This is a genomic window from Verrucosispora sp. WMMD703 (assembly GCF_049178935.1).
GTDB classification, from domain to species: domain Bacteria; phylum Actinomycetota; class Actinomycetes; order Mycobacteriales; family Micromonosporaceae; genus Micromonospora; species Micromonospora sediminimaris.
Map to the genome: position 1 here is coordinate 1,289,053 of NZ_JBMHMM010000004.1, position 24,346 is coordinate 1,313,398.

Consider the following 24,346-nt stretch of genomic DNA (forward strand, 5'->3'; position numbering starts at 1 on the left):
GTGTCGTAACGCGAAGCGGTGCGCCGGAGCCGGTAATGGAGATACCCTGCGCCGGTGAGGTCACCACGGCGCTGCTCCCGCAACGGCTGCCCCCGGCAAGCGGTCGCCACGCTGACCTATGTCTACAACGAGTCGACCGCCGTGGTGGGCCCGCTGGCCGCCTTCGCCGAGCCGCACACATACGACCTCTGTGAGCCGCACGCCCGCAGCCTGACCGCTCCGCGCGGATGGGAGGTGGTCCGGCACGAGGGCGAGTTCGAGCCGCCGCCGCCCACCACAGACGACCTGGTGGCGTTGGCCGAGGCGGTCCGCGAGGCCGCCCGCCCTGCCCCCCGCCCGCCCCAGGACGACCAGAACCACCCGCCCGCACCTTCCGCTGGCTCCCCCACCTCCCGCCGCGGCCACCTCCGCGTAATCCCCCCCACCCACTAACCCACCCACCCCACCCACCCCACCCGGGCTGGCAGGCTGGCGTTGATCAAGAAGTTTTGGTCGCAATCCGAGCCCTGAGGCGACCAAAACCTCTTGATCGCGGGGACGGTGGCGGGGACGGGCGCGGGGACGGGTGTGGGGGTGCGGGTGGCCGCCGGAGGCGGGCCGTGGGGGCGGGGTCGGCAGGGCATCTCGGGGGCATTCGGGGCGCATTTCGGATGCGCGAAACAGTCCTGGCCGCAACACGCCGACAGCCGGCGGACATCGCCACTTGCGGTGACTAGCGTGCGCCGGAGTGTGACGCGAGTCGGGAGGCTGCGATGGGCAACGAGGCAGTGGGCAACGAGGCGTTGCGGGTGGCGATGGCGGACAAGGGCGAGACTGCCGAGTCCCTGGCCGGAAAGGTGGGCGTCGACCCGAAGACGGCGGCTCGCTGGATGGCGGACGGGCGGATCCCGCATCCACGGACCCGGATCGCCGTCGCCAACCTCCTCGGGCGCAAGGCCGCCGAACTCTGGCCGGAACCGTTCCGCCGACGGGACCTGCCCTGGTTCCGGGCGTGGGCGGAACTGGAACAGGACGCCGGGTCCATCCGGTCGTACCAGCCACTGCTCGTGCCGGGGCTGCTCCAGACCGAGGCGTACGCCCGGGCGGTGCTGGCCACCGGCGGCCTGCTGTCGCCGACGGAGGTCGACGAGATCGTGGCGGCGCGGCTGGCGCGGCAGCGGGTGCTGGAGCGGGAATCCCCGCTCCAGTTCGTCGCGGTGATCGACGAGGTGGTGCTGCGGCGACCGGTCGGCCACGATCCGAGCGTGATGGCGGGACAGTTGGCCCAGCTGGCCGCGCTGGGTGAGCGGGAGCACGTGCAGGTCCGGGTGATTCCGGCGGAGAACCCGTGGCACACCGGCCTGGCCGGGCCGTTCGTGCTGGCCCGGATGCCGGACGGCGCCGAGGCGGCCTATCTCGACAATCAACTGCGCGGTCAGGTGGTGACCGACAGTGCTGATCTTGCTAGCCTGGGCGCGAGGTGGGAGAGCGTCACCGGTGAGGCGCTGCCCCGCCGACGGTCCATCGAGCTGATCAGGGAAGTGGCGACGACATGGAGTTGACCGACGCCCGCTGGCGCACCGCCACCCGCAGCAGCAACAACGGCGGCGACTGTGTCGAGGTGGCCGACAATCTGCCCGGCCGGGTCCTGGTGCGCGACAGCAAGGATCGGAACGGCGGCACCCTGGCCTTCACCCCGACCGCCTGGCGCGCCTTCGTCGACACCACCGTACGCAGTACGGTCTGACCAACCAGCCTGCTCGGCCTACCGGCAGCCCCCTGCTCGGTCGCCCTGTGCCTCGCCCTGCTCGGTCGTCCGGCTCGGTCGTCCCGAGTTGCGGCATCTTGCGGTCTTAGGCGACCTGGTTGGCGCGGGATGCGGCATGTCGAGTGGATCAAGCGGCCTGAGCGGGTCAGGCGGCCTGGGTGATCAAGCGGCCTGGTGGTCGAGCGGCCTGGTGGGTGAAGCGGCCTGGGTGGAGCAAGCGGCCTGGGGGAGCAGGCAGCCGGTGGCGGGCCAGGGCGAGTCAGGCGATGCCCCGGGGCGTGGCTGGCACCCGCGCCTCATGTCAGGATCATTCGTCCATCGCCGCTGACTTTCACACCTCAGCCGGCACGCCCACCCCCCGGCCTCGCCGACGATCATCGATAGGAACGGTCACATGCGTAGTGCCCACCGGCCCTTCACCCGGCGTGGCCTGCTCACCGGCACCCTCGGCTCGGCTGCGCTGCTCACGGCCGGCGGCACTCTCACCGGCTGCGGCACCCCCGCCGCGCAGCAGACCGAGGAGGGATGCGTCAGCGAGGATCTGTCCGGCACGGAGAAGACGCTGGCTTTCTCCAACTGGCCGCAGTACATGGACGTCGACGAGGACGACGAGTCGAAGCGTCCCAGCCTGGACGGGTTCGTCAGCAGGACCGGCATCCAGGTGACCTATACCGAGGACATCAACGACAACAACGAGTTCTTCGGCAAGGTGCAGAATCAGCTCGCCGCCTGCCAGAGCACCGGGCGGGACATCATGGTGCTCACCGACTGGATGGCCGCCCGGATGATCCGGCTCGGCTGGATCCAGAAGCTCGACCGGTCGAAGCTGCCGAACGTCGAGGCCAACCTGCTGCCGTCGCTGCGGAACCGCCCCTTCGACGCCGAGAACCAGTTCGCCGTCCCGTGGCAGTCCGGCCTCGCCGGACTGGCCTACAACGGCCGGGTCACCGGGGAGATCCGTACCGTCGATGAACTGCTCACCCGTCCCGACCTCAAGGGCAAGGTGACCGCGCTCAGCGAGATGCGGGACACCATGGGTCTGCTGCTGATGTCCAACGGCCACGATCCGGCGGATTTCACCGCCGCCCAGTTCGACGACGCGCTAAACAAGCTCAAGCGGGCCGTGGACTCCGGGCAGATCCGCCGGTTCACCGGCAACGACTACGCCCCGGACCTGGCCAAGGGCGACATCGCGGCGTGCGTCGGCTGGTCCGGCGACATCATCCAACTTGGCTTCGAAGACGAACGGATCAGGTTCGTGGTGCCGGATTCCGGGGTGCTGCTCTGGTCGGACAACATGCTGGTGCCGAACCAGGCCAGCCACAAGGCCAACGCCGAAGAGCTGATCAACTACTACTACGACCCGGCGGTCGCCGCTCAGCTCGCCGCGTCTGTCAACTACATCTGCCCGGTGCAGGGGGCGCAGGCAGAGATGGAGAAGATCGATCCGGAGCTGGCCGCGAACCCGCTGATCTTCCCGGACGAGACCATGCTCGCCAGGTCCCGGGTCTTCATGGCGCTGGACGAGCAGCAGGAGCGCGAGTACGAGAGCAAGTTCCAGCAGGTTATCGGGGCGTGAGATGGCGCGGGAGACTCCGGCCGGCGACCTGACGCTGGCCAACCTCACCAAGACCTTCGGCACCTTCACCGCGGTCGACGACCTCAGTCTGACCGTTCCGCAGGGCTCGTTCTTCGCTCTGCTCGGCGCGTCGGGCTGCGGCAAGACCACCACGCTGCGGATGGTCGCCGGCCTGGAGGAGCCGACCAGCGGGCAGGTCCTGCTCAATGACCGCGACGTCTCCCGGTTGCGGCCGTACAAACGACCTGTCAACACGGTGTTCCAGAGCTACGCGCTCTTCCCGCACCTGGACGTCTTCGAGAACGTCGCCTTCGGGCTGCGGCGGCGCGGCATCCGCTCGGTCGCCGGCCCGGTGCGGCAGATGCTGACCTTGGTGCAGCTCGACGGGTACGAACGGCACCGCCCCGCCCAACTCTCCGGCGGCCAGCAGCAGCGCGTCGCGTTGGCCCGGGCACTGATCAACCACCCGCAGGTGCTGCTGCTCGACGAGCCGCTCGGTGCGCTCGACGTCAAGCTGCGTCGCCAGATGCAGATCGAACTCAAGCGGATCCAGACCGAGGTGGGCATCACCTTCGTGCACGTCACTCACGACCAAGAGGAAGCCATGACCATGGCGGACACGGTCGCGGTGATGAATGCCGGCCGGATCGAGCAACTCGGCGCGCCGGCCGAGATCTACGAGTTCCCGGCGACCGCCTTCGTGGCCGACTTCCTCGGCCAGTCCAACCTGATCGCCGGTGACGTATCCGGCGGCAGCGGGAACGACCTGCTGGTCACCGCGCACGGCACGCGGTTCTCCGTGCCGTCGGCGCGGTCCCGCACCGACCAGGGTCCGGTCTTTCTGGGCGTACGTCCCGAGAAGCTGCACCTGGCCGGGGCGGCCGTGCAGGTGCCCGTCGGCAACCAGTACCTGGAAGGAACGATCATCGACGCCTCCTACCTCGGGGTGAGCACTCAGTACCTGCTGCGTACCGGCTGGGGCACCGAGCTGAGCGTCTTCGTCGCCAACAGTGGCGCCCAGCAGCGCTTCGCGGTCGGCGAGCGGGCCGTGGCGTACTGGCATCCGCAGCACGCCTTTCTGCTCGGCCGCCGCGCCGACGAGGCGGACGGCACCATGCCGGTCCGGAACGAGCCGGTCGGCGCGTCCCCGTGAGCCCGCGAGGCGAGGCCGGGCGGCCGGCATCGCCCCCGGCTGCCCGATCGGGTCGGTACCGGCTCCTGCCGTACCTGCTGTTGCTGCCGGGTGCCGCCTGGCTGTTCCTCTTCTTCGTCGTGCCGTTGGCGCAGCTTGCCGCGGCCAGCCTCTACGACCCCACCGGCTCGCTCTCCACCGGGTACGCGCTGACCTGGGCTTTCGGCAACTATCCGACGGCGTTGCAGGCGTACTGGCCGCAGTTCGGACGGTCCTTTCTGTACGCCGGCATCGCGTTGGTGCTGGCGCTGCTGATGGGCTACCCCTTGGCGTACGCGATCGCGTTGAAGGCCGGCCGTTGGAAGAACCTGCTGCTGGTCTGCGTGATCGCGCCGATGTTCACCAGCTTCCTGGTGCGTACGTTGGCCTGGAAGACGATCCTGTCGGACAACGGCGCGCTGGTCGGGCTGCTGCGCGACGTGCACCTGCTCGGTCCGGACGGTCGACTGCTGGCCACCCCGGTCGCGGTGGTGCTCGGCCTGACGTACAACTTCCTGCCGCTCCTGGTGCTGCCGCTGTACGCGAGCCTGGAACGGCTCGACCGTCGGCTGCTGGAGGCGTCCAGCGACCTGTACGCGAGCCCGCTGACGACGTTCCGCCGGGTCACCCTGCCGCTGTCGATGCCCGGGCTGATCGCCGGCACCCTGCTCTTCTTCATCCCGGCGACCGGCGACTACATCAACGCCGAACTGCTCGGCACCCCGAACGAGTACATGATCGGCAATGTCATCGACTCCGCTTTCCTGGTCCGCCTCGACTACCCGCAGGGTGCGGCGCTGTCGTTCCTGCTGATGTCGGCGATCCTCGCAGTGGTCTTCGGCTACCTGCGCCGCACCGGCACGGAGGAAATCCTGTGAGGATCTCCCGTTGGTTCGCCGAGCACTGGGTGCTGGGCGTGGCGCTGCTGGTGCTCGGCTACCTGTTCCTGCCGATCGCCGTGGTCGCCGCGCTGTCGTTCAACCGCCCGTCCAACCGGCTGTCGTACGACTTCAACGAGTTCACCCTCGACAACTGGCGTGACCCGTGCGCCAGTTCGGAGATGTGCGACGCGGTGCTGCGCAGCGTACAGATCGGGTTCCTCGCCACCGTGGCGGCGACCGTGCTCGGGACGCTGATGGCCTTCGCCCTGGCCCGGCACCGGTTCCGGGGTCGGTCCGGGCTCAACGTGCTGATCTTCCTGCCGATGGCGACGCCGGAGCTGGTGATGGGCACCTCGCTGCTCGCCCTCTTCGTCTCCGGCGGGGTGCCGCTCGGCTTCTGGACCATCGTCGTCGCCCACGTCATGTTCTGCGTGTCGTTCGTGGTGGTGACCGTCAAGGCGCGGTTGACCGGGATGGACAGGCGGTTGGAGGAAGCCGCGATGGATCTGTACGCCGGTGAGTGGCAGACGTTCCGGCGGATCACCCTGCCGCTGGTGCTGCCCGGCATCGGGGCCGCCGCCCTCCTGGCGTTCTCGCTCAGCTTCGACGACTTCATCGTCACGAACTTCAACTCGGGCACCACCGTCACGTTCCCGATGTATGTCTGGGGTGCCGCCCAGCGGGGCATCCCACCGCAGGTCAACGTCATAGGGACGGCCATGTTCGGAGTCGCGCTGCTACTGGTGCTGGCCACTTCGCTGCGCGCCCGCCCGTGACCCCACGCGCTGTCACCCCGCGATCTTGCAGTTTCGGTCGCCGTTATGAGGATTTGAATCCGAAATGTGGCGTCGAAAAGTGCAAGATCGCGGAGGAGGCGGGGTGGGTAGCACGAGGGTGGGGGTGGGGGGTGGTTTTCCACAGGAGGGGAGGCTGTCCACAGGGAGAGTTGGTGGGACGGAACGGTGGGCGTCGGGCGGGGAGGGTGTCCGCATGACTGCTCAACTGTGGCGAGTGGAAACTCTGCTGCGGACGCTCAGCGCCCGACGACTTCGTACCCGGCTGGGCCGGGAGGAACTGCGCCGCGTGCGGAGGGGTGTCTATGCCGATCAACCCCTCGACGATGATGACGAGCTGCGGGCACTGCTGCTGTGTCTGCCGGAGGGCGCCATGCTGACCCGACAGACGGCAGCGCGACGCTATGGCTTCGGCGTCCTGCGTGACGACCTCGTGCACGTCCAACTACCGGCCATCGCGCCGAAACCCCGGCTACCCGGGCTGGTCGTGCATCGGTCCGTGCTGCCAGTGGAGCCGGTCCTCGTCGGTGGGCTGCCCTGTGTGCCGGCGGCGCGCTGCGCGATCGACCTGGCGCGTACGGTGCGGCGGCTTGACGCACTTCCCGTGTTGGATTGCGCTCTCAGGTCCGGTGTCGTGACCCCCGACGATCTGATCGCTGAGGTGTGCAGGCATCGGGCATTGCGCGGGGTGCGGCAGGCGCGCGAGTTGGTGTCACTGGCCGACGGCCGGGCGGAATGCCGCCAGGAGAGTCAGTTGCGGTTGGTGCTGGTCGACGGGCGGCTACCGCCACCTGAGCCGCAACTCTGGGTGCATGACGCCGACGGCTTCCAGCGTTATCGCCTAGACCTCGGCTACCGCGAACGCAGGGTCGGCATCGAGTACGACGGTGTCTCCCATCTCAGTCGCGAGAGCCTCAGGTACGACCGGGAACGTGTCAACTGGCTCGACGCCCAGGGCTGGCGGATGCGGTACTTCACCGATCGTGACCTCTACCGTCGCCCCAACCACATCATCGCCACCATCCGAACCGCCCTCTCCTGACGCCCGCACCCGCTCCCGCGATCTTGCAATTCCTATCGGTGCATAAGCGCTTTAAGGGACATTTCGGCGACCAAAAGCGCAAGATCGCGGGAGTGGACGGGCGGGGGTGGGGGCGGAGTTGGCGCGGTTACGTGGAGTATTGCTGCGGCGGGCACTTACAGAACCCTTAACTCCTGCCTGAGAACGTAGGCCCGACAGCGAGGACCACGGGGAGCGGAAGCGTGCGGGTGCTGGTGGCGGACGACGAGCGGTTGTTGGCGGACACCGTCGCGGAGGGGCTGCGTCGCCTCTCGATGGCGGTGGACGTCTGCTACGACGGTGACGGAGCGTTGGAGCGGGTCGGGGTGAACCGGTACGACGTCGCGGTGCTGGACCGGGACATGCCGGGACATACCGGCGACGAGGTGTGCCGCAGCCTGGCGGCGTCCGGCTCCGGTACGCGGGTGCTGCTGCTCACCGCTGCCGCCGGTATCAGGGACCGGGTGGAGGGCCTGGGGCTGGGCGCCGACGACTACCTGACCAAGCCGTTCGCCTTCGCCGAACTGGTCGCCCGGGTGCAGGCGTTGGGTCGGCGCTCCGCCCCGGCCGTCCCGCCGGTGCTGGAGGCGCATGACGTCGTCCTGGACGTGGCCCGGCACACCGTCACCCGCAGCGGTCGGCCGGTCAGCCTGAGCCCGAAGGAGTTCGCCGTGCTGCACGTGCTGCTCCGCGCCGAGGGCCGGGTGGTCAGCGCCGAGGAACTGCTGGAACAGGCTTGGGACGAGTTCGCCGACCCGTTCACAAACGTGGTCCGGGTCACCGTGATGACGTTGCGGAAGAAGCTCGGTGAGCCCCAGGTCATTCACACGGTGCCCCGGGCCGGGTACCGGATCGGTGGTGCCGAGTGACGCCGCGCTGGCGGGTCGTGCTGGTCGGCGTGCTCGCCCTGCTCGTCGGGTACGCCCTGCCCGGCCTGACGACGTCGGTGCTCGGCGAGTTGTGGGTGAGTGTCAGCAGGCTCTGCCACACCGGGCTGCCCGGCGTGGGTCTGGTGTGCCAGCCGGCGCGGGACCTCGCCGGCCTGGCCGTCCCGCTCACCGGGCTGGTGCTCCTCGTGCTCTCGGTCGCCGGGATCTGGGCTGCCGCGCTGTGGTGCCTGCGGCCGGTGCGGGATCTGGCCGGGCCGATCGCGCAGGTCGGGCCGCAGAATCTCGGTCACCGGCTCCGGCCGCGCGGCAGCGACGAACTTGCCCGGCTGGCCCGGTCCATCGACGAGATGATGGAGCGCATCGCCGCCGGCTACGAGGGGCAGCGGCGGTTCGCCGCGAACGCCTCCCACGAGCTGCGCACGCCGTTGGCGGTGCAGCGGACGTTGATCGAGGTCGGCATGGCCCGCTCGCTGACCGGTGAACAGCTGGAACTGCTGACCGGGCAGTTGCTGGAGACCAACGAACGCAACGAGCGGCTGATCGAGGGGCTGCTCGCGCTCAGTGAGAGCGACCAGGGACTGCGATCCCGTACCCCCCAGCGGCTCGACGAGATCGTCACCGGGGTCCTGGCCGCGCACCAGGACCGGATCACCGAGGCCGGGTTGACGGTGCAGAGCCATCTGGAACCCCGGAGGGTGATGGGCGAGCGGGTGCTGCTGGAGCGCCTGGTGACGAACCTCGTGGAAAACGCGATCAAGTACAACCGGCCGGGCGGCACCCTCACCGTCGCGGTCGGTCGCAACCCGGCCCTGACGGTGGTCAACACGGGCCAGGTGGTGCCGGCCGAGGCGGTCGCCGGTCTCTTCGAACCGTTCCGGCGCCTGGCCCGGGACCGGACGAATCACAGCGGTGGCGCCGGCCTCGGCCTGGCCATCGCTCGCTCGATCACGCAGGCCCACGACGGCCTGATCGCCGCCCGCCCGGCCGAGTACGGCGGGCTGCGGGTGGACGTCCAACTACCCACCGCACCCTGACCCGGCTGCCCCGCCGGCAGCCGAGCCACCACCCGACGTACGGGGCCGCATCCGCGGCACCCCGACCCTCAGCGTGCCCGCGAAACGACGTCGGCAGGCCCGGAAGACGTGCGCTTCCGCCGTGCCCGGGAACCGACCCGGCCCGCGTGCCGGTGACCTGACCGGCGTGCGCGCGACCTCGCTGGGTGGGCCGGAGACCGGCCGAGCAGCCAGCGACGGGTCGGCGGCAGCTTCACCTGAGCCGCGGGCCAGCGGACAGCAGCGGCGTGCCAGTCGCCTGGCGGCCTGACAGAGACGGAGAGGAGAGACCCATGACCACCCGCGAACACGCCGTGGTCGAGTCGGCCGTCGGCCGGCCCGTCCCCGGCGGTGCCGGCACCGGGCCGGTCTCAGCCGGCACCAGGTTGACCTGGGTGGATGTCGCCAAGGGCGGCTGCATCCTGCTGGTCCTGCTCTGGCACGTGATCGTCAAGGACTATCTCCAGATCGACTGGCGGCTGGACGTGCCGGTCCTGGGTGCCTGGGGGACCTTCGGCGAACTGCTGCTACCCATGCGGATGCCGCTGTTCTTCACCATCTCCGGCATGCTCGCGGCGACCGCCGTGCAGCCGCCCTGGCGGTCGGTCGCCCGGCCTCGGGCCGCCCGCTTCCTCTACCTGTACGGCGTCTGGCTGATGATCCACACTGCCGTTCTGGCTCTCGCCCCGGACTTCCCGACCGACCGGGCGAGCGACCTCGGTGGCCTGTTGGCACAGCTGACGGTCACCCCGTCCAACCTCTGGTACCTGTACGCGCTGGCGCTGTACTTCGTACTGGCGAAGGCACTGCGACGGTGCCATCCGGCGGTGCTGCTGGTCGCCGCCGGCACGCTGAGCGCCGTAGCCGCGGCGGGGCTGCTCGACACCCCCGGCAACCGGGGTGGTCTGTACCAGAACCTGGTGTTCTTCCTGGCCGGGCTGCACCTGCGCGGGCACGTCCTTCGGTTCGCCGACGCCGTCACCGGCCGACGATTGCTGCTGGCCGGAGCGGCGTACGCCGTCGCGCTGGCTGCCGTGGCGGCGACCGGCACCGCTCGGCTGCCCGGCGTGGCGCCGCTGGTCTCCGTCCTCGCGGTGCTGTTCGGCATCGCCGTGGCGGTCCGGCTGGCCCGAAGGCCGGTGGTGGGCGAGCCACTCGCCGCCCTCGGCCGACAGACGCTGCCGATCTATGTGCTCCACATGCCGGTGCTGGCGCTGCTGCATCGACTGATCGCCGAGCCGATCGCTGGTCTGGACGAACCTGTCCGGTTCGCGTTGGCCCTCGGCTTCCCGTTCTCGCTCACCGTCGCCGTGCTGGCGATCAGCCTCGGCCTGCACCGGCTGTTGCTGGCGGTCCGGGCGTCGTGGCTGTTCGACCTGCCGGTCCGGGGCAACGCCGCCCGGCGGCCGACCTCACGACCGTCCGCGCCGTCGGCGGCAGAACCGCTCGCACAAACGGCATCCCACTGATCGATTTGAAGGAGAGGACATGTCACACACTGATCCGTCCGGAGCCGGTCCGGTTCCGATCGACGTGCCGGAGGCAGCCCGGTGGCTGGCCGGCCGGGTGTTGCGTACCCCGGTGCTGCGGGCACCGGCCATCGACCGGTTGGCCGGTGCCCGGGTGCTGCTGAAGGCGGAGAACCTTCAGGCCGGTGGCTCGTACAAGATGCGCGGCGGGCTTTACGCGGTGAGCCGGCTGGCAGCGGCCGGGCACGGTGGGGTGGTCGCCCAGAGCACCGGTAACCACGCGGTGGCGGTGGCGCTCGCGGCTCGGCGGTTCGAACTGGCCGCCACGGTGGTGCTTCCGGTCGACGCGGCAGCGACGAAGGTGGCTCGGGCCCGCGCGGCAGGAGCGCGGGTGGTGCTCGCCGGTACGACGGTCGAGGAGCGGCTGGCCGTGGCCCGCCGGGTGCGTGACGAGACCGGCCACCCGATCGTCGACGCGTACGACCATCCGGACGTCATCGCCGGCCAGGGCAGTGCCAGCCTCGAACTGATCGAGGAGGCCGAACGGGCCGGCACCCCGCTCGACGCCCTCGTGGTGCCGGTCGGTGGCGGTGGCGGTGCCGCCGGTGCCTGCCTGGCCGCGGCCGGTCGGCCGATCGAGGTGTACGGGGTGGAGCCGCATGGCTGCGACTCGCTGGCTCGCAGCCTGGCGGCCGGTCGGCCCGTTCCGGTCACACCGGCACCGACGATCGCCGACGGACTGCGCCCGACCTGTGTCGGTGAGCTGCCCTTCGCCATCCTGCGCACCCGGCTGCGCGGCGTGGTCCGGGTGGACGACGACGAGATCGCCGAGGCGTTCCGGCTGCTCCTGCTGGAGCTGAAGATGCTGGCCGAGCCGTCGGGGGCGGCCGGTCTGGCCGGTGCGCTACGGCTCGCCGCCGCTGGCGCGCTGGGCAACGACGGGGCGCGGCGGCGCACGGTCGGCGTGGTGCTGACCGGCGGAAACGTGGAGGCGGACCTGGTCGCCCGACTGGCGGCAGCCGCCCGACTTGAGGAAGAGGTGGCAGCGGCATGAGTGCGCCCGTACGCATTGGAATTCTGTTCGGTGGTCCGTCGGCGGAACACGACGTGTCCTGCGCCTCCGCGCTCGGTGTGGCCCGGGCGCTGGCCGGCGGCGGCTACCGCATCGTCGCCATCGGGGTCACTCGCGCCGGTGGGCTGCGGCTCGTCCCGGACGCGGCGCTGTCCGGATTTCTGGCCAGCACCACATCGGAGCGGGCCATCGACGACCGGCTGACGGTGATCGGGCCGGCCGTGGAGCTGCGGGCCGGGCCGCGTGCCGGTACGGCGGTGGTGACCGCGATGGACGCGCCCGGCGCGGTGCACGCCGAGTTGGACGTGGTCTTCCCGGTGCTGCACGGCCCGTTCGGTGAGGACGGGGTGGTGCAGGGGGTGCTCGAATCCCTGGGCGTGCCGTACGTCGGGTGCGGCATCCTCGCCTCCGCCGTCGGGATGGACAAGGTGGCGATGAAGCGGGCGTTGCGGGCCGAGGGGGTGCCGATCACCCCGCACGTCTCCTTCGACGCGACCACGTACCGGACCATTGAGGATCCGGAGAAGCTGGTGCTGGGGCTGCGTCGCCCGCTGTTCGTCAAGCCGGCCCGGATGGGCTCCTCGATCGGCATCTCCCGGGTGGCCGAGGGCGACGATCTGGCGGCGGCGATCGAGGAGGCGCTGCGACACGACACGGTGGTCGTGGTGGAGCAGGGAGTCAGCGGCCGGGAACTGGAGTGCGGGGTGCTCGGCGGTGCCCGTCCGGACGCTTCAGCGGTCGGCGAGGTACGGGTCAGCGGTGGCTGGTTCGACTACCGCCAGAAGTACTTCGGCGACACCGATCCGATGGTCGTCCCGGCTCCGCTGTCGCGGGAGGTGAGCGAGCGGATCAGGGAGCTGTCGGTGCGGGCGTTCGCCGCGATCGGTGGCTGGGGCCTGGCCCGGGTCGACTTCCTCTACGACGAGGCCGCGGGCGAGTTGTACGTCAACGAGTTGAACACGATGCCGGGCTTCACCGCCCACTCGATGTACCCGAAGGTGTGGGCGGCGGCCGGCGTCGGCTACCGGGAGATCCTGGACCGTCTCGTCGCGCTGGCCTTCGCCCGGCACGCCGAGCGGCCCCGCGGGGGAGACGAGCGATGATCCTGCTCTGCGATCCGCGGGTCGCGGCGGTACCCGGCGTCGACGACGGTGAGCCGCTCGTCGACCTGCGCGATCTCCCCGAGCTGCGGCTGGATTCTCGGGCGGCCGATCCGGCCGGCGCGTACGCCCGGTTGCGTCAGCCGGTGGTGGACCGGTTGCTGACGGCGCAGCGCGCACTGCCCGACGGGTTGCGCCTGCTGATCGTCGAGGGGTACCGGCCCTACCAGGCACAGCTTGACATCTTCACCGGCTACCAGGAGGAACTGCGGCGGGCCCACCCGGACTGGTCGCCGGAGCGGCTGTACCGGGAGACCACCAAGTTCGTCTCCCCGGTGGAGGTGGCGCCGCACAGCACCGGAGGCGCGGTGGACCTGACGTTGTGCACAGCGGACGGCGTCGAGCTGGACATGGGCACCGCTGTGGACGCCACCCCGGAGGCGAGCGACAACGCCTGCTTCACCGCCGCGTCGTCGATAGGCCCCGACGCTCGCCGGCACCGGCAGATCATGGTTGCCGCCCTGCGTGGGGCCGGCCTGGTGAACTACCCCACCGAGTGGTGGCACTGGTCGTACGGAGATCGCTACTGGGCGTTGCTGACCGGTGTGCCACACACCCGTTACGGGCCGGTATGACCGATGCCTTCACCGGCTAACTCGAAGCATTGTTTCGATAAGTGTCACGGCGATGAACTGGAAAGCGCTCCCACGCCGTACCAGCCCGCGAACACAAGGATGTGAGGACGGGAGAAACAGGTGAAGCTGCAGCGGAAGCACGTGCTGGCGGCGGGGGTGGCGGTGGTCGCCGCGGCGACGGTGGCGGTGGGCACCGGTCTGGGGTTCGCTGACAGCGCACCGAGCCGGCAGAGCGTCTGCGCGGGATCGATCACGTTCTCGGCCGAGGCGGGCGCACCGGCCGCCACCAGCAACCAGTTCCCGGTCGGTACCCGGCTGCGGGTGACGAACCTCGACAACGACAAATCGGCGGAGGTGACCGTGGTCGGTCCGTCGGGCAGTTGCGTGCTGCTCAACGCCACCGCGATGGAACTCGTCCGTGAGCCCGGCAAGAACGTGATCCGGAACAACGTGGTCGAGCGTATCGGTGCCGCCGCGCAGCCGGGCGCGGGACAGCCGGGCGTGATCGGTGACCGGCCGGGGTCGGCCTCACCGCCGGCGGCCCGCCCGGTCGCCGGATCGGCCTGCCAGGGCGCGATCACCTTCTTCGAGGAGGACGCAGGACCGGCCGCGACGAGTGACCGCTTCCCGGTCGGTACCCGGCTGCGGGTGACCAACCTGGACAACAACAGGGCGACCACGGTCACCGTCACCGGCCCTTCCGGCAGCTGTGTGCTGCTGAACTCCGCCGCGATGGAGCAGGTCCGGGAGCCAGGCAAGAACCTGGTACGCAACAACATCGTCGAGGTGCTGGGCTGAGCCGCAGGTCCACTGTCGCCAGACGTCGCGGCCGTCACGCACGCCGCCCGGCGCGACGGCGCGACGATCGGCGGTGTCACCAACCGCCGTCGTCGCGTACCCGGGCCGGGGCGCGGCCGAGCAGCAGGGTGATGAGCGCGGCGTCGAAGTCGGCCCCGAGGAACCACTCACCGGCCTGGTCCAGCGCGAATATCCGACCCCGTTCGTCAGCTGCGATCATGCTGTGCCGGCTCTCGGTGCCGATCGGGATCAGCCGGGTGCCGATCACCGCCGCGAAGTCATGCAGCGATTCGGCGGATTGGGCGACCCCACGGGGGTGAATGTCGAAGCGGGAGATCCACACCTGCTCACCGGGGCCGCGCCGCCGGCTGAACAGTCGGGGTAGGGCGTTGAGGGCAGCGTGCCCGTGCGCCCTGCCGCTGCTGACGACCGGGTGACCTGCCGAGGTCGCTGCGTCGGCGTCGGGCCGCCAACCGGCGGCGACCAGCGCCCGCGCCACCTCTGCAGGAAACCGGCCGGGTGCCGGGTCGGCAGCCGGTTGTGGAAGCCAGGGCTCGGTGTGGGCTCGTTCAGCAGGGGGCAGAACGCTGAACTCGACAAGCATGTTCAGACAGGAGTCGCAGGGTCGTTCGGCTGGCCCGCCGTGCGGATCGCCCGGCGCCCGGACCTGAAACACCTCGATGCGGGCGGACGTCAGCAGCTCCTTCGCGTCGCCCATGCTCATGGCGGTGATGCCTTCGGCAGTGCGGCGGTGGTCGTACTCGTGCAGGACGTCGGAGACCACGACGAACTCCGCGTGCCGGGAACCGCCGCGTACCAGGTGGCCGGCGGGCTGCCGGTCGAGGTACGCGCGGATCAGCGGGTGGTGGTTGAGTTCCACGTCACCCTTGGCGCCCTGGGCGGTGAAGATCCGCCCCTCGACGGTGAGACGTGCGGTGGTGGTCGGTGCGGGCAACCGGCGGATCTCGCGTAGCAGCTGACCGGCCGGATCCACGGTACGCGGGGCCGATGGGCGGGTGGCCCGGCTGCGACGGTAGAGCCGCGCCACCACGTCGGGCGAGACCCGCGGCCAGGTGCTCACCTCACCGGTCCGCTTGTCGACCACGGTCGTGGGCAGATCGCCGGCAAGTGGCCTGACCTGTGTGGCTGCCGTGGAGGTGATGACGTACCCGAGGTCGAACTCGACGACCGTCGGTCGGCACTCGTGCCCCAGGCGCAGCGAGTCGCGGCGGGCCCACACCGCGGCGAGCTGTTCTGCCTGTTCGCGGTCGATCACAACCGGTAACCTATCGGACTACGTCGCTGCGTGGCTTTGTGTGCGGTGGAGCCTACTCATCGTGAGGTGAGCGGTCGTTCTGCCGCGCCGAGCGGCCCGCGCGGCACCCGCTGCGGGCCTCGACGGGGGGCAATACGCTCGCGGAATGGCAGCTCCGGAGAAGAAGGACGGTGACCGGCGGCTCTGGGCCTGGCCGGCGGGCATCCTGCTCGGCATGGTGATCGGGGTGGCGGCCCTGGATGGTGCTGCCGGCATCGGCGTCGGTGTGGCCCTCGGTGTGGCCTTTGCGCTGGCACTTGGCGCGACGGGTGGCGAGGACGGCGCGAGCGGCGAGGGCGGCGAGGGCGGCGAGGGCGGCGCTGGCGGGTCCGGCTCCGGGGAGGGTCCGGACCGTCCGGCATGACCGCCGAGCGGCCCGTCGCGACGTGGTGCGGCGCACATGCGGGGTGCTCGATGGCCAGCCGAGGTCAGGCCCCGGTAGTAGCCTGACCGGCGTTCCCCCGTCGGGGGAGGAACGGTGGTTGATCATGTCGGTACGTCGGCACACGGCGCGACTCGCGACGGTCTGCGTGTTCCTGGGTGCCCTGGTGGCGCTCGGTGGCGCTCCCGCGCACGCCGACGAGGACCGGGTGCGGGTGCGTTCGGCAGGCAGCTTCACCGCGGGCCGTTCCGCCCAGGGTGTGACCGTCGAGGTGCGCAAGCGCACCGACGGATGCGTGCGGGTGCGCACCGCGCTGGGTCTGAGCCTGCCCGACGTACGAGCCGACCAGGTGGCGGTGCAGGCCAACGTGGGAGGCCGTTGGGTGCCGGTCGGGATCTCCGGTGCGACGGGGCTGGTCACCACCGCGCCGGTCGCCCCGGCCCGGGACGAGCTCTGCAAGGGCAAGGGTCTGGCGATGCGGTACCGCGTCGCCTTCGCCGCGGATGCCCCCGGCGGCCGACTGGTGGTGACCGGTGAGGCGACCACGGCGCGCGGTGCCGTGCTGGGCCGGGCCGCCGCGTCGTCGCGGGTGGTTGGCGGGCGTGCCTCGGCGTCGCCCTCCCCGTCGCCCTCCCCGTCGCCGTCGCCCAGCGAGGAGGTGGCCGAGGAACCGACCGTCGAGGCCACGCCCACCGTGGCGCTTGCCGCCGAGACGACGGACGATCTCGCCCAGACGGCCGGTGAGTCCTCCGGCGGGTCGCCGGTGATGTACTTCGGTATCGCCATGGTCGCCGCTGGCGCACTGCTCATCGGGCTGTTGATCCACCGCTCCCGCAAGGACCGCAGGGATCGCGGACAACCGGCCGACGGGTTCGTGATTCCACCGTCGCGCAACCCGGGTGGCACCACGTACCGGTCCGGCGGCCAAGGCGCCGCGCCGGTCGCATCCGTCCCGGGTGCCCTGCCGGTCCCACCGGGCCCGAATGCCGCACCGGCATCGCCGCCCGGCCTGGGCAACGTGCCGCCGGCAACGCCCGGTCAGGCGTACGGGGCGAGTCGGCCCGGCACGCCCCGGGTCTACGGCGGCACGGCAGAGCCCAGGCCGACCGGCGGCACCGCAGCGCCCCGGCCGACCGGCGGGGTGTACGGTGCCCGGCCGGCCGACCCGACCGAGGCGACTCGGCCGGGTGGACCGGTGGCGCCGACCGGCCCGGTCCCACCCGTCACGTCCGCCCGTGCAGCGGTGTCACCGGCGCGGATCGTACCGCCCACCTCCGCCCCGCCGGCACCGTCGACGCCCGGCCTGGCCGTACCGCCCCCGGGCCGGTCACCCGTACCGCCTCCGGGCCCGGCCGCGCCGACCTCGGGCCCGCCGGCCGCGCCGACCTCGGTGCCGCCGGTGGAGCCTGGTCAGGGCGGGGTGTCGGGGCGCCCGGACCGGTCGCCGGGTGCCGGGACGGGTGACGAGCCGGAGTACGGACGCGGGCTCGGCGGCTGAGCCGGGGCGGGTGCCGCCGCTCCGATACGCTCAGGTTCGTTGACGTCCCGCAGGCGAGGAGTGGAACCGGTGTCTGATCTGTCCCGGATCGTGAAGGCGTACGACGTCCGTGGGACGGTGCCGGACCAGTGGGACGAGCGTGTCGCCGGTGCCCTCGGCGTCGCCTTCGCCCAGATGCTCGACGCCGCCGGTGAGCCGGGGCAGGCGGTGCTCATCGGGCACGACATGCGGGCCTCCGGGCCCGGGCTGGCCGCCGCCTTCGCCACCGGGGTACGCGCCGAGGGCCGCCCGGTCATCGAGATCGGGCTCGCCTCGACCGACATGGTCTACTACGCCTCCGGTTCGCTCGGACTGCCCGGCGCGATGTTCACCGCCAGCCACAATCCGGCGCAGTACAACGGCATCAAGCTCTGTCACGCCGGCGCCCGCCCGGTCGGGCAGGACAGCGGGTTGGCCGAGGTCCGCGACCGGGCGCAGGCCCTGCTCGACAAGGACGAGCCGATCGGTGAGCCGACCGCGCCGACGCAGCGGCGCGACCTGCTGCCCGACTACGCGGCACACCTGCGCACGCTTGTGGACCTCTCCGGCATCCGGCCGCTGACCGTGGTGGTCGACGCCGGCAACGGGATGGGCGGGCACACGGTGCCGAGCGTGCTCGGCGACGCCGCTCTGGCGGCCCTGCCGTTGCGGATCGTGCCGCTGTACTTCGAACTGGACGGGACGTTCCCCAACCACGAGGCCAACCCGTTGGATCCGGCCAACCTGGTCGACCTGCAACGCGCGGTGGTGGCGCACGGCGCGGACATCGGCCTGGCGTTCGACGGAGACGCCGACCGCTGCTTCGTGGTGGACGAGCGCGGCGAGCCGGTCTCCCCGTCGGCTATCACGGCGTTGGTGGCCGCTCGGGAGTTGGCCAAGCACCCTGGCTCGACGGTGATCCACAACCTGATCACCTCCAGCGCGGTGCCCGAGATCATTCGGGAGCACGGCGGTGAGCCGGTGGTGGCCCGGGTGGGTCACTCGTTCATCAAGGCCGAGATGGCGCGTACCAACGCGGTCTTCGGTGGGGAGCACTCGGCGCACTACTACTTCCGGGACTTCTGGTTCGCCGACACCGGCATGCTGGCGGCGATGCACACCCTGGCGGCGCTCGGCGAGCAGCCGCTGCCGCTGTCCACGCTGGCCGCCGAGTACGAGCGGTACGTCGCCTCGGGTGAGATCAACTCCACGGTGGCGGACCAGGCGGCCAAGGTCACCGAGGTGCGTGCCGCGTACCCGGAGGCCGAAGCCGACGAGATGGACGGTCTCACCCTGCGCTTTGCCGATGGGGCGTGGTTCAACCTGCGCGCCTCGAACACCGAGCCGCTGCTGCGGCTCAATGTCGAGGCACCGACCGCCGAGCGGATGACCGCACTGCGCGACGAGGTGCTCGACCTGGTTCGCCGATAAGATCGCTCGCGCCGGTCGGCACCTCCGGCCGGTGAAGCCGCACACGTGGAAGGAGCCGCGCAGTGGCCCTCGACCCGCAGTTGCTGGAAATCCTTGCCTGCCCGGACACACACCATGCCCCGCTGACCTACGACGCGCAGGTCCAGACGCTGACGTGCACCGAGTGCGGCCGGATCTTCGAGGTCCGCGACGATGTGCCGGTGCTGCTGCTGGACGAGGCGCGCGGCCCTGCGGAGGGATCGTGATCGACGGAACCGCCGGCGTCAGCGGGCACCGCAACGCCGACGAACGACTGCTCGACGACCCGCAGGCGCTCGCCGAGCGCGATCCGGGGGGCATGCTGCGGCACACCGCCTCGGCGGGGGCACAGGTACGCGAGTCGGCCGCCCTGGCCGCCGAGGCGAACCTCTCCGTACTCGCCGACGACGGACGTCCCCGGGCGGTGGTGATCGCCGGCATCGGCACCGCCGGACGGACCGGTGACGTGCTGGCCACGGTCGCCGGGCCGCGCTGCCCGGTGCCGGTAATCGCGCACCGCCTTGCCGGCGTGCCCGGCTGGGTCGGCGCGGCGGACGTGGTGATCGCGGTCAGCGCCTCCGGCCGCAGCCCGGAGGCGCTGGGTGCCGCCGAGGCCGCTCACCGGCGGGGTGCCCGGCTGGTCGCGGTGGGTCCGGCGGACTCGCAACTGCACTCGGTCGCCGAGCGGGCCCGCGCCCCGTTCATCCCGGTACCCCGGCGGGCACCGGCCCGGGCCAGCCTCTGGGGCCTCACCGTGCCGGTCCTGCTCGCCGCCCGGGCCCTGGGCCTGGTCAAGGTCAACGAGGCGGACCTGGCGGAGACGGCGGCCCGGCTGGACGCCGACGCGGACCGCAGTCGCCCCACCGCCGAATCCTTCGTCAATCCGGCGAAATCTCTCGCCCTCGGGCTGGCCGGGTCGATCCCGATCGTGTGGGGCTCGTCTCCGCTGGCGGCGGTCGCCGCGCGTCGCTTCGGCGACACCCTGTCGGCCAACGCCCGGTACCCGGTGGTCACCGGTGCGCTCGGCGAGGCGGGTCGGGGCCGGGTCGGGCTGCTCGACGGCGTTTTCGGTGGCCTGGCCGAGGGGGAGCGGGACATCTTCGCCGATCCCGACGAGTCGGACGGCGCGGGCACCCGACTGCGGTTGGTGCTGTTGCGCGACGGTGGCCTGAACGCCGAGGACGACGCCGACGAGCCACTGGCCGTCGAGGAGCGGCGCGCGGACGCGGTGCAGACCCTCGCCGAGCGGCGGGGCGTACGGTGCGACGTGGTCACCGCCGAGGGCGGTTCGGCGCTGGAGCGGCTCGCCTCCCTGGTGGCGGTGCCGGACTTCGCGTCGATCTATTTGGCGTTGGCGCACGGCCTGGACCCGATGGCGGTCCCGGCGATCACCGAGATGAAGGAACTGGCCAACCAGTGAGCACCCAGGGTGGCAGCAAGGCGATCATCGCGGCGCTGCTGGCCAACGTCGGCATCGCCGTGACGAAGTTCGTGGCCTTCCTGTTGACCAGCTCGTCGTCGATGCTCGCCGAGTCCATCCACTCGGTCGCCGACTCGGGCAACCAGGCCTTGCTGCTGCTCGGCGGCAAGCGGGCCCGGCGGGCCGCCACCCCGCAACACCCGTTCGGCTACGGGCGGGAGCGCTACGTCTACGCCTTCATCGTCGCGATCGTGCTGTTCAGCCTGGGCGGTCTGTTCGCGCTCTACGAGGCGTGGCACAAGTGGTCCGATCCGCACGGCATCACCAGTTGGCAGTGGGTGCCGGTGACCGTGCTGCTCGCGGCGATCGTGATGGAGTCGTTCTCCTTCCGCACCGCGATCAGGGAGTCGAACCTGGTCCGGGGCCGTGAGTCGTGGACCAGGTTCATTCGCCGGTCGAAGGCGCCGGAGCTGCCGGTGGTGCTGCTGGAGGATTTCGGCGCACTTGTCGGCCTGGTCTTCGCCCTGCTCGGGGTGGGCATGACCCTGGCCACCGGCAACGGCCGCTGGGACGCGGCCGGCACCGCGATGATCGGCCTGCTGTTGGTGACCATCGCGATCGTGCTTGCCGTGGAGACCAAGAGCCTGCTGCTGGGGGAGGGGGCCGAGCCGGCGGACATCTCGGCCATCGAGCAGGCGGTCACCGCCGGCCCCGAGGTGGAGCGGATCATCCACATGAAGACGCTGTACCTCGGTCCGGAGGAGTTGATGGTGGCCGCGAAGGTCGCGGTGTCGCGGTGCGAGAGCGCCGAGGAGGTGGCCCAGGGCATCGACGCGGTGGAGGAGCGGATCCGGGCCGCCGTGCCGGTCGCTCGGGTCATCTACCTCGAACCGGACATCTACCGGCTCCCGGCCGGGTCATCCACCACCTCCGGGCACGCTGGGAGCTGACCGGTGGAACCGCTGTACGGGCCGATCAAGGACTACGCCTGGGGCTCCCGCTCGGCGATCGCCGAACTTCAGGGACGGCCGGCGCCCAGCGCGGTACCCGAGGCGGAGCTGTGGCTCGGTGCGCATCCGGGCGCGCCGGCCGCCGTCGAGCGTGACGGCGGGCGGATCGCGCTCACCGAGGTACTCGCCGCCGAGCCCGTCCAGTGGCTCGGCCGCCCGGTGCTCGACCGGTTCGGGCCCCGGCTGCCGTTTCTGCTCAAGGTGCTGGCCGCAGCGGCCCCGCTGAGCCTTCAGGCCCATCCGGACGCCGAACAGGCGCGGGCCGGTCACGCCGCCGAGCAGGCCCGCTCCGGTGGGCACCGCAACTATGTCGACCCGTTCCACAAGCCGGAGTTGCTGGTGGCGCTCGGGCCGATGGAGGCGCTGTGCGGGTTCCGGGATCCCGCCGCCTCGGCGCGGGCGCTCGCCGCGCTGGGCGTACCGCAGCTGCGTCCGGTGCTCGACGCGTTGGCCGCCGGGCCGGCGGGACTGGCCGAGGCCGTACGCCGGCTCCTGGAGTGGCCGACGGCGGAGCGGGCCGACCTGGTGGCGGCGGCCCGGGCGGCGGACGGCCCGGACGCGGACCTGGTGGCCCTGCTGGCCGATGCGTACCCGGCCGACCCCGGAGTGCTGGTGGCCCTGCTGCTCAACCGGGTGCGGCTGGCCGCCGGTGAGGCGATCTGGATGCCGGCCGGCAACCTGCACGCCTACCTGCGCGGCACCGGGGTGGAGGTGATGGCCGCCAGCGACAACGTGCTGCGGGGCGGGTTGACCCCGAAGCACGTTGACGTGGCCGAACTGCTGCGGGTGCTCCGTTTCGAGGTGCTCGACCGGCCGGTGGTCGCGCCCCGGGAGGTCGCCGACGGGGTGGTCACCTGGCCGGTGCCGGTGGACGACTTCGCGCTGCACCGGGTGACCGTCGGCGACGGTCGGTCCGAGGTGACGTTGGCGGTGCCGGGCCCCCGGGTGGTGCTCTGCACCGCCGGCCGGGTCACCGTGACCGACGGGGTGGCGCCAGTGACTCTCGGCTCCGGCCGGGCGGCGGTGGGACCAGCCGCTGGCAGTTCACTCACGGTCACCGGTGAGGGTGAGACGTACGTCGCCTCCACCGGTCAGGTCTGAGTCGGCTTCGGTTCTTGGGTGAGGTCAGCTGGCGACCGACAAGTCCGACTTTCCCGGAATAGCTTGACTCGGCCCTTGCTCAGTGTGACTCTATAGGTGCGTAGCGTTATCGCGACGATGGTCCGAGAACGCGCGGGGGAACCAAACCGGGGGGATGCACGGGGCGGACGGAGATGGGCGGCACACGTCCACACCGGCCGCCCCGTGCGCTGTCCGTAACCACCCCGACCGCGCGCCGTCAACCCGCGTAAGGTGGGAGGTTGCGCAGCACCATCGTCCGACAGGAGCTTTCATGACCAGCACCCTCCCGGCGTCCGCCACTGGCACGTCGTCCGAGGTCCGGCCGCGTACTGTCGCCGAGGGCGACTACAAGGTGGCGGATCTGTCGCTCGCCGAGTTCGGGCGCAAGGAGATCCGCCTCGCCGAGCACGAGATGCCCGGCCTGATGGCGATCCGGCGTGAGTTCGCCGACGCGCAGCCGCTCGCGGGAGCGAGGATCACCGGGTCGCTGCACATGACGATCCAGACCGCCGTCCTGATCGAGACCCTGGTCGCGCTCGGCGCGCAGGTCCGCTGGGCGTCCTGCAACATCTTCTCCACCCAGGACCACGCCGCCGCCGCGATCGTCGTCGGCCCCGAGGGCACCGTCGACGCGCCGTCAGGTGTCCCGGTGTACGCCTGGAAGGGCGAGACCCTTGAGGAGTACTGGTGGTGCACCGAGCAGGTGCTCGACTGGCCCGACGGGGACGGCCCGAACATGATCCTGGACGACGGTGGCGACGCCACGCTGCTCGTCCACAAGGGTGCCGAGTTCGAGAAGGCCGGCGCCGTGCCGCCGGTCGAGTCCGCCGACTCCGAGGAGTACGCGGTCATCCTCGGCCTGCTGCACCGCTCGCTGGCCGCGAGCGGCCAGCGGTGGACGCGGATCGCCGCCGGCATCAAGGGCGTCACCGAGGAGACCACCACCGGCGTGCACCGGCTCTACGAGATGCACCGCGCCGGCACGCTGCTCTTCCCGGCCATCAACGTCAACGACTCGGTGACCAAGAGCAAGTTCGACAACAAGTACGGCTGCCGCCACTCGCTCATCGACGGCATCAACCGGGCCACCGACACGCTGATCGGCGGCAAGATGGCAGTCGTGTTCGGCTACGGCGACGTGGGCAAGGGCTGCGCTGAGTCGCTGCGCGGCCAGGGTGCCCGGGTCGTGGTGACCGAGGTCGACCCGATCTGTGCGCTCCAGGCGGCGATGGACGGCTACCAGGTGGCCACCATGGAAGACGTGGTCGAGCAGGCTGACATCTTCATCACCGCCACCGGCTGCTATGACGTCATCACCAACGAGCACATGGCCCGGATGAAGCACCAGGCCATCGTCGGCAACATCGGCCACTTCGACAACGAGATCGACATGGCCGGCCTGGCGAAGCGCTCGGATGTCACCCGGGAGAACATCAAGCCGCAGGTCGACCTCTGGAAGTTCGACGACGGCCACGCGATCATCGTGCTCTCCGAGGGTCGCCTGCTGAACCTGGGCAACGCCACCGGCCACCCCAGCTTCGTCATGTCGAACTCGTTCGCCAACCAGACGATCGCCCAGATCGAGCTGTACACCAAGACCGACGAGTACCCGATCGGCGTGTACGTGCTGCCCAAGCACCTCGACGAGAAGGTCGCCCGGCTGCACCTGGACGCGCTCGGCGCCAAGCTGACCACGCTCTCCAAGGAGCAGGCCGCCTACCTCGGCGTCGCCGTGGAAGGCCCGTTCAAGCCGGACCACTACCGCTACTGAGCATCGACGTCACCTCCGGGGCCGACCGCACCGGTCGACCCCGGAGGTGGCCGTCCGGGTCGCGGCGCGGCGGCCGACGTCACGGCCTGCCGCCTGATCATCCGGGCCGGTGA

The 24,346-nt window shown here is 71.1% G+C and carries 24 protein-coding genes; 23 read left to right on the forward strand and 1 reads right to left on the reverse strand.

What is annotated here, in order from left to right; genetic code table 11:
- Positions 1-54 precede the first annotated feature (54 nt).
- From ACN26Z_RS06570 to ACN26Z_RS06640, 15 genes are all read left to right on the forward strand, one after another.
- The gene (locus ACN26Z_RS06570) at positions 55-432 is read left to right on the forward strand and encodes a DUF3499 domain-containing protein (protein ID WP_093406506.1); all 378 of its coding nucleotides are present in this window, start codon (positions 55-57) and stop codon (positions 430-432) included.
- A gap of 320 nt (positions 433-752) precedes the next feature.
- The gene (locus ACN26Z_RS06575; RefSeq protein WP_421460240.1) at positions 753-1,541 is read left to right on the forward strand and encodes a helix-turn-helix domain-containing protein; all 789 of its coding nucleotides are present in this window, start codon (positions 753-755) and stop codon (positions 1,539-1,541) included.
- Positions 1,532-1,726 (forward strand): DUF397 domain-containing protein, encoded by a 195-nt coding sequence (locus ACN26Z_RS06580; protein WP_282239966.1) that lies wholly within the window; start codon positions 1,532-1,534, stop codon positions 1,724-1,726. The genes ACN26Z_RS06575 and ACN26Z_RS06580 overlap by 10 nt, the downstream gene beginning before the upstream one ends.
- A 415-nt stretch (positions 1,727-2,141) precedes the next feature.
- A complete protein-coding gene (locus tag ACN26Z_RS06585; RefSeq protein WP_421460241.1) occupies positions 2,142-3,326 on the forward strand; it encodes a polyamine ABC transporter substrate-binding protein in 1,185 nt (394 codons plus the stop codon).
- Between the two features lies 1 nt (position 3,327).
- Entirely contained in the window at positions 3,328-4,479 is a 1,152-nt protein-coding gene (locus ACN26Z_RS06590) for an ABC transporter ATP-binding protein (protein ID WP_421460242.1), read from the forward strand.
- Positions 4,476-5,375, forward strand: coding sequence for an ABC transporter permease (locus ACN26Z_RS06595; protein WP_421460244.1), 900 nt, complete (start codon positions 4,476-4,478; stop codon positions 5,373-5,375). The genes ACN26Z_RS06590 and ACN26Z_RS06595 overlap by 4 nt, the downstream gene beginning before the upstream one ends.
- Positions 5,372-6,154, forward strand: coding sequence for an ABC transporter permease (locus ACN26Z_RS06600; protein WP_421460245.1), 783 nt, complete (start codon positions 5,372-5,374; stop codon positions 6,152-6,154). The genes ACN26Z_RS06595 and ACN26Z_RS06600 overlap by 4 nt, the downstream gene beginning before the upstream one ends.
- 214 nt (positions 6,155-6,368) lie before the next feature.
- Complete coding sequence (locus ACN26Z_RS06605) at positions 6,369-7,214, forward strand: DUF559 domain-containing protein (protein ID WP_282239961.1); 846 nt, start codon at positions 6,369-6,371, stop codon at positions 7,212-7,214.
- 221 nt (positions 7,215-7,435) lie between these two features.
- Positions 7,436-8,101 (forward strand): response regulator transcription factor, encoded by a 666-nt coding sequence (locus ACN26Z_RS06610; protein WP_093406528.1) that lies wholly within the window; start codon positions 7,436-7,438, stop codon positions 8,099-8,101.
- On the forward strand, positions 8,098-9,156 hold the full coding sequence (locus ACN26Z_RS06615; RefSeq protein WP_093406531.1) for a sensor histidine kinase: 1,059 nt from the start codon (positions 8,098-8,100) through the stop codon (positions 9,154-9,156). The genes ACN26Z_RS06610 and ACN26Z_RS06615 overlap by 4 nt, the downstream gene beginning before the upstream one ends.
- A 311-nt stretch (positions 9,157-9,467) precedes the next feature.
- Complete coding sequence (locus tag ACN26Z_RS06620) at positions 9,468-10,643, forward strand: acyltransferase family protein (RefSeq protein ID WP_421460246.1); 1,176 nt, start codon at positions 9,468-9,470, stop codon at positions 10,641-10,643.
- Positions 10,644-10,662: 19 nt separating this feature from the next.
- Positions 10,663-11,697: a threonine ammonia-lyase gene (locus ACN26Z_RS06625; protein ID WP_421460248.1), complete on the forward strand. Its 1,035-nt coding sequence runs from the start codon at positions 10,663-10,665 to the stop codon at positions 11,695-11,697.
- Positions 11,694-12,818 carry a D-alanine--D-alanine ligase family protein gene (locus tag ACN26Z_RS06630; RefSeq protein WP_421460249.1) on the forward strand — a complete coding sequence of 375 codons (1,125 nt, stop codon included), beginning with the start codon at positions 11,694-11,696 and terminating at the stop codon, positions 12,816-12,818. Before ACN26Z_RS06625 ends, ACN26Z_RS06630 begins: the two co-directional genes overlap by 4 nt.
- Entirely contained in the window at positions 12,815-13,450 is a 636-nt protein-coding gene (locus ACN26Z_RS06635) for a M15 family metallopeptidase (protein WP_421460250.1), read from the forward strand. Before ACN26Z_RS06630 ends, ACN26Z_RS06635 begins: the two co-directional genes overlap by 4 nt.
- 120 nt (positions 13,451-13,570) lie before the next feature.
- A complete protein-coding gene (locus tag ACN26Z_RS06640) occupies positions 13,571-14,248 on the forward strand; it encodes a hypothetical protein (RefSeq protein WP_093406537.1) in 678 nt (225 codons plus the stop codon).
- Between the two features lie 76 nt (positions 14,249-14,324).
- On the opposite strand, the gene ACN26Z_RS06645 is transcribed toward ACN26Z_RS06640, so the two are convergent.
- Positions 14,325-15,524: an SUKH-3 domain-containing protein gene (locus ACN26Z_RS06645; protein WP_093406540.1), complete on the reverse strand. Its 1,200-nt coding sequence runs from the start codon at positions 15,522-15,524 to the stop codon at positions 14,325-14,327.
- Positions 15,525-15,669: 145 nt separating this feature from the next.
- On the opposite strand from ACN26Z_RS06645, the gene ACN26Z_RS06650 reads away from it, so the two are divergent.
- From ACN26Z_RS06650 to ahcY, 8 genes are all read left to right on the forward strand, one after another.
- Positions 15,670-15,927 (forward strand): hypothetical protein, encoded by a 258-nt coding sequence (locus ACN26Z_RS06650; protein ID WP_421460252.1) that lies wholly within the window; start codon positions 15,670-15,672, stop codon positions 15,925-15,927.
- Between the two features lie 124 nt (positions 15,928-16,051).
- Positions 16,052-17,443 (forward strand): hypothetical protein, encoded by a 1,392-nt coding sequence (locus ACN26Z_RS06655; RefSeq protein ID WP_421460253.1) that lies wholly within the window; start codon positions 16,052-16,054, stop codon positions 17,441-17,443.
- A gap of 69 nt (positions 17,444-17,512) precedes the next feature.
- Complete coding sequence (locus ACN26Z_RS06660) at positions 17,513-18,892, forward strand: phosphomannomutase/phosphoglucomutase (protein WP_093406688.1); 1,380 nt, start codon at positions 17,513-17,515, stop codon at positions 18,890-18,892.
- A gap of 62 nt (positions 18,893-18,954) precedes the next feature.
- Positions 18,955-19,137: a Trm112 family protein gene (locus tag ACN26Z_RS06665; RefSeq protein WP_093406545.1), complete on the forward strand. Its 183-nt coding sequence runs from the start codon at positions 18,955-18,957 to the stop codon at positions 19,135-19,137.
- Positions 19,134-20,330 (forward strand): SIS domain-containing protein, encoded by a 1,197-nt coding sequence (locus ACN26Z_RS06670; protein ID WP_093406547.1) that lies wholly within the window; start codon positions 19,134-19,136, stop codon positions 20,328-20,330. Before ACN26Z_RS06665 ends, ACN26Z_RS06670 begins: the two co-directional genes overlap by 4 nt.
- Positions 20,327-21,280, forward strand: coding sequence for a cation diffusion facilitator family transporter (locus tag ACN26Z_RS06675; RefSeq protein WP_093406550.1), 954 nt, complete (start codon positions 20,327-20,329; stop codon positions 21,278-21,280). Before ACN26Z_RS06670 ends, ACN26Z_RS06675 begins: the two co-directional genes overlap by 4 nt.
- A gap of 3 nt (positions 21,281-21,283) precedes the next feature.
- Positions 21,284-22,441, forward strand: a complete 1,158-nt coding sequence (gene manA, locus ACN26Z_RS06680) for a mannose-6-phosphate isomerase, class I (RefSeq protein WP_421460256.1) — start codon at positions 21,284-21,286, stop codon at positions 22,439-22,441.
- A gap of 292 nt (positions 22,442-22,733) precedes the next feature.
- Positions 22,734-24,233, forward strand: a complete 1,500-nt coding sequence (gene ahcY, locus ACN26Z_RS06685; RefSeq protein WP_093406556.1) for an adenosylhomocysteinase — start codon at positions 22,734-22,736, stop codon at positions 24,231-24,233.
- Positions 24,234-24,346 lie beyond the last annotated feature (113 nt).

Excerpts from the sequence above, each read along its gene's own strand:
- ACN26Z_RS06575 (WP_421460240.1), top strand. The coding sequence starts at position 753 with ATGGGCAACGAGGCAGTGGGCAACGAGGCGTTGCGGGTGGCGATGGCG.
- ACN26Z_RS06580 (WP_282239966.1), top strand. The coding sequence starts at position 1,532 with ATGGAGTTGACCGACGCCCGCTGGCGCACCGCCACCCGCAGCAGCAAC.
- ACN26Z_RS06585 (WP_421460241.1), top strand. The coding sequence starts at position 2,142 with ATGCGTAGTGCCCACCGGCCCTTCACCCGGCGTGGCCTGCTCACCGGC.
- ACN26Z_RS06590 (WP_421460242.1), top strand. The coding sequence starts at position 3,328 with ATGGCGCGGGAGACTCCGGCCGGCGACCTGACGCTGGCCAACCTCACC.
- ACN26Z_RS06605 (WP_282239961.1), top strand. The coding sequence starts at position 6,369 with ATGACTGCTCAACTGTGGCGAGTGGAAACTCTGCTGCGGACGCTCAGC.
- ACN26Z_RS06620 (WP_421460246.1), top strand. The coding sequence starts at position 9,468 with ATGACCACCCGCGAACACGCCGTGGTCGAGTCGGCCGTCGGCCGGCCC.
- ACN26Z_RS06625 (WP_421460248.1), top strand. The coding sequence starts at position 10,663 with ATGTCACACACTGATCCGTCCGGAGCCGGTCCGGTTCCGATCGACGTG.
- ACN26Z_RS06630 (WP_421460249.1), top strand. The coding sequence starts at position 11,694 with ATGAGTGCGCCCGTACGCATTGGAATTCTGTTCGGTGGTCCGTCGGCG.
- ACN26Z_RS06635 (WP_421460250.1), top strand. The coding sequence starts at position 12,815 with ATGATCCTGCTCTGCGATCCGCGGGTCGCGGCGGTACCCGGCGTCGAC.
- ACN26Z_RS06650 (WP_421460252.1), top strand. The coding sequence starts at position 15,670 with ATGGCAGCTCCGGAGAAGAAGGACGGTGACCGGCGGCTCTGGGCCTGG.
- ACN26Z_RS06655 (WP_421460253.1), top strand. The coding sequence starts at position 16,052 with ATGTCGGTACGTCGGCACACGGCGCGACTCGCGACGGTCTGCGTGTTC.
- ahcY (WP_093406556.1), top strand. The coding sequence starts at position 22,734 with ATGACCAGCACCCTCCCGGCGTCCGCCACTGGCACGTCGTCCGAGGTC.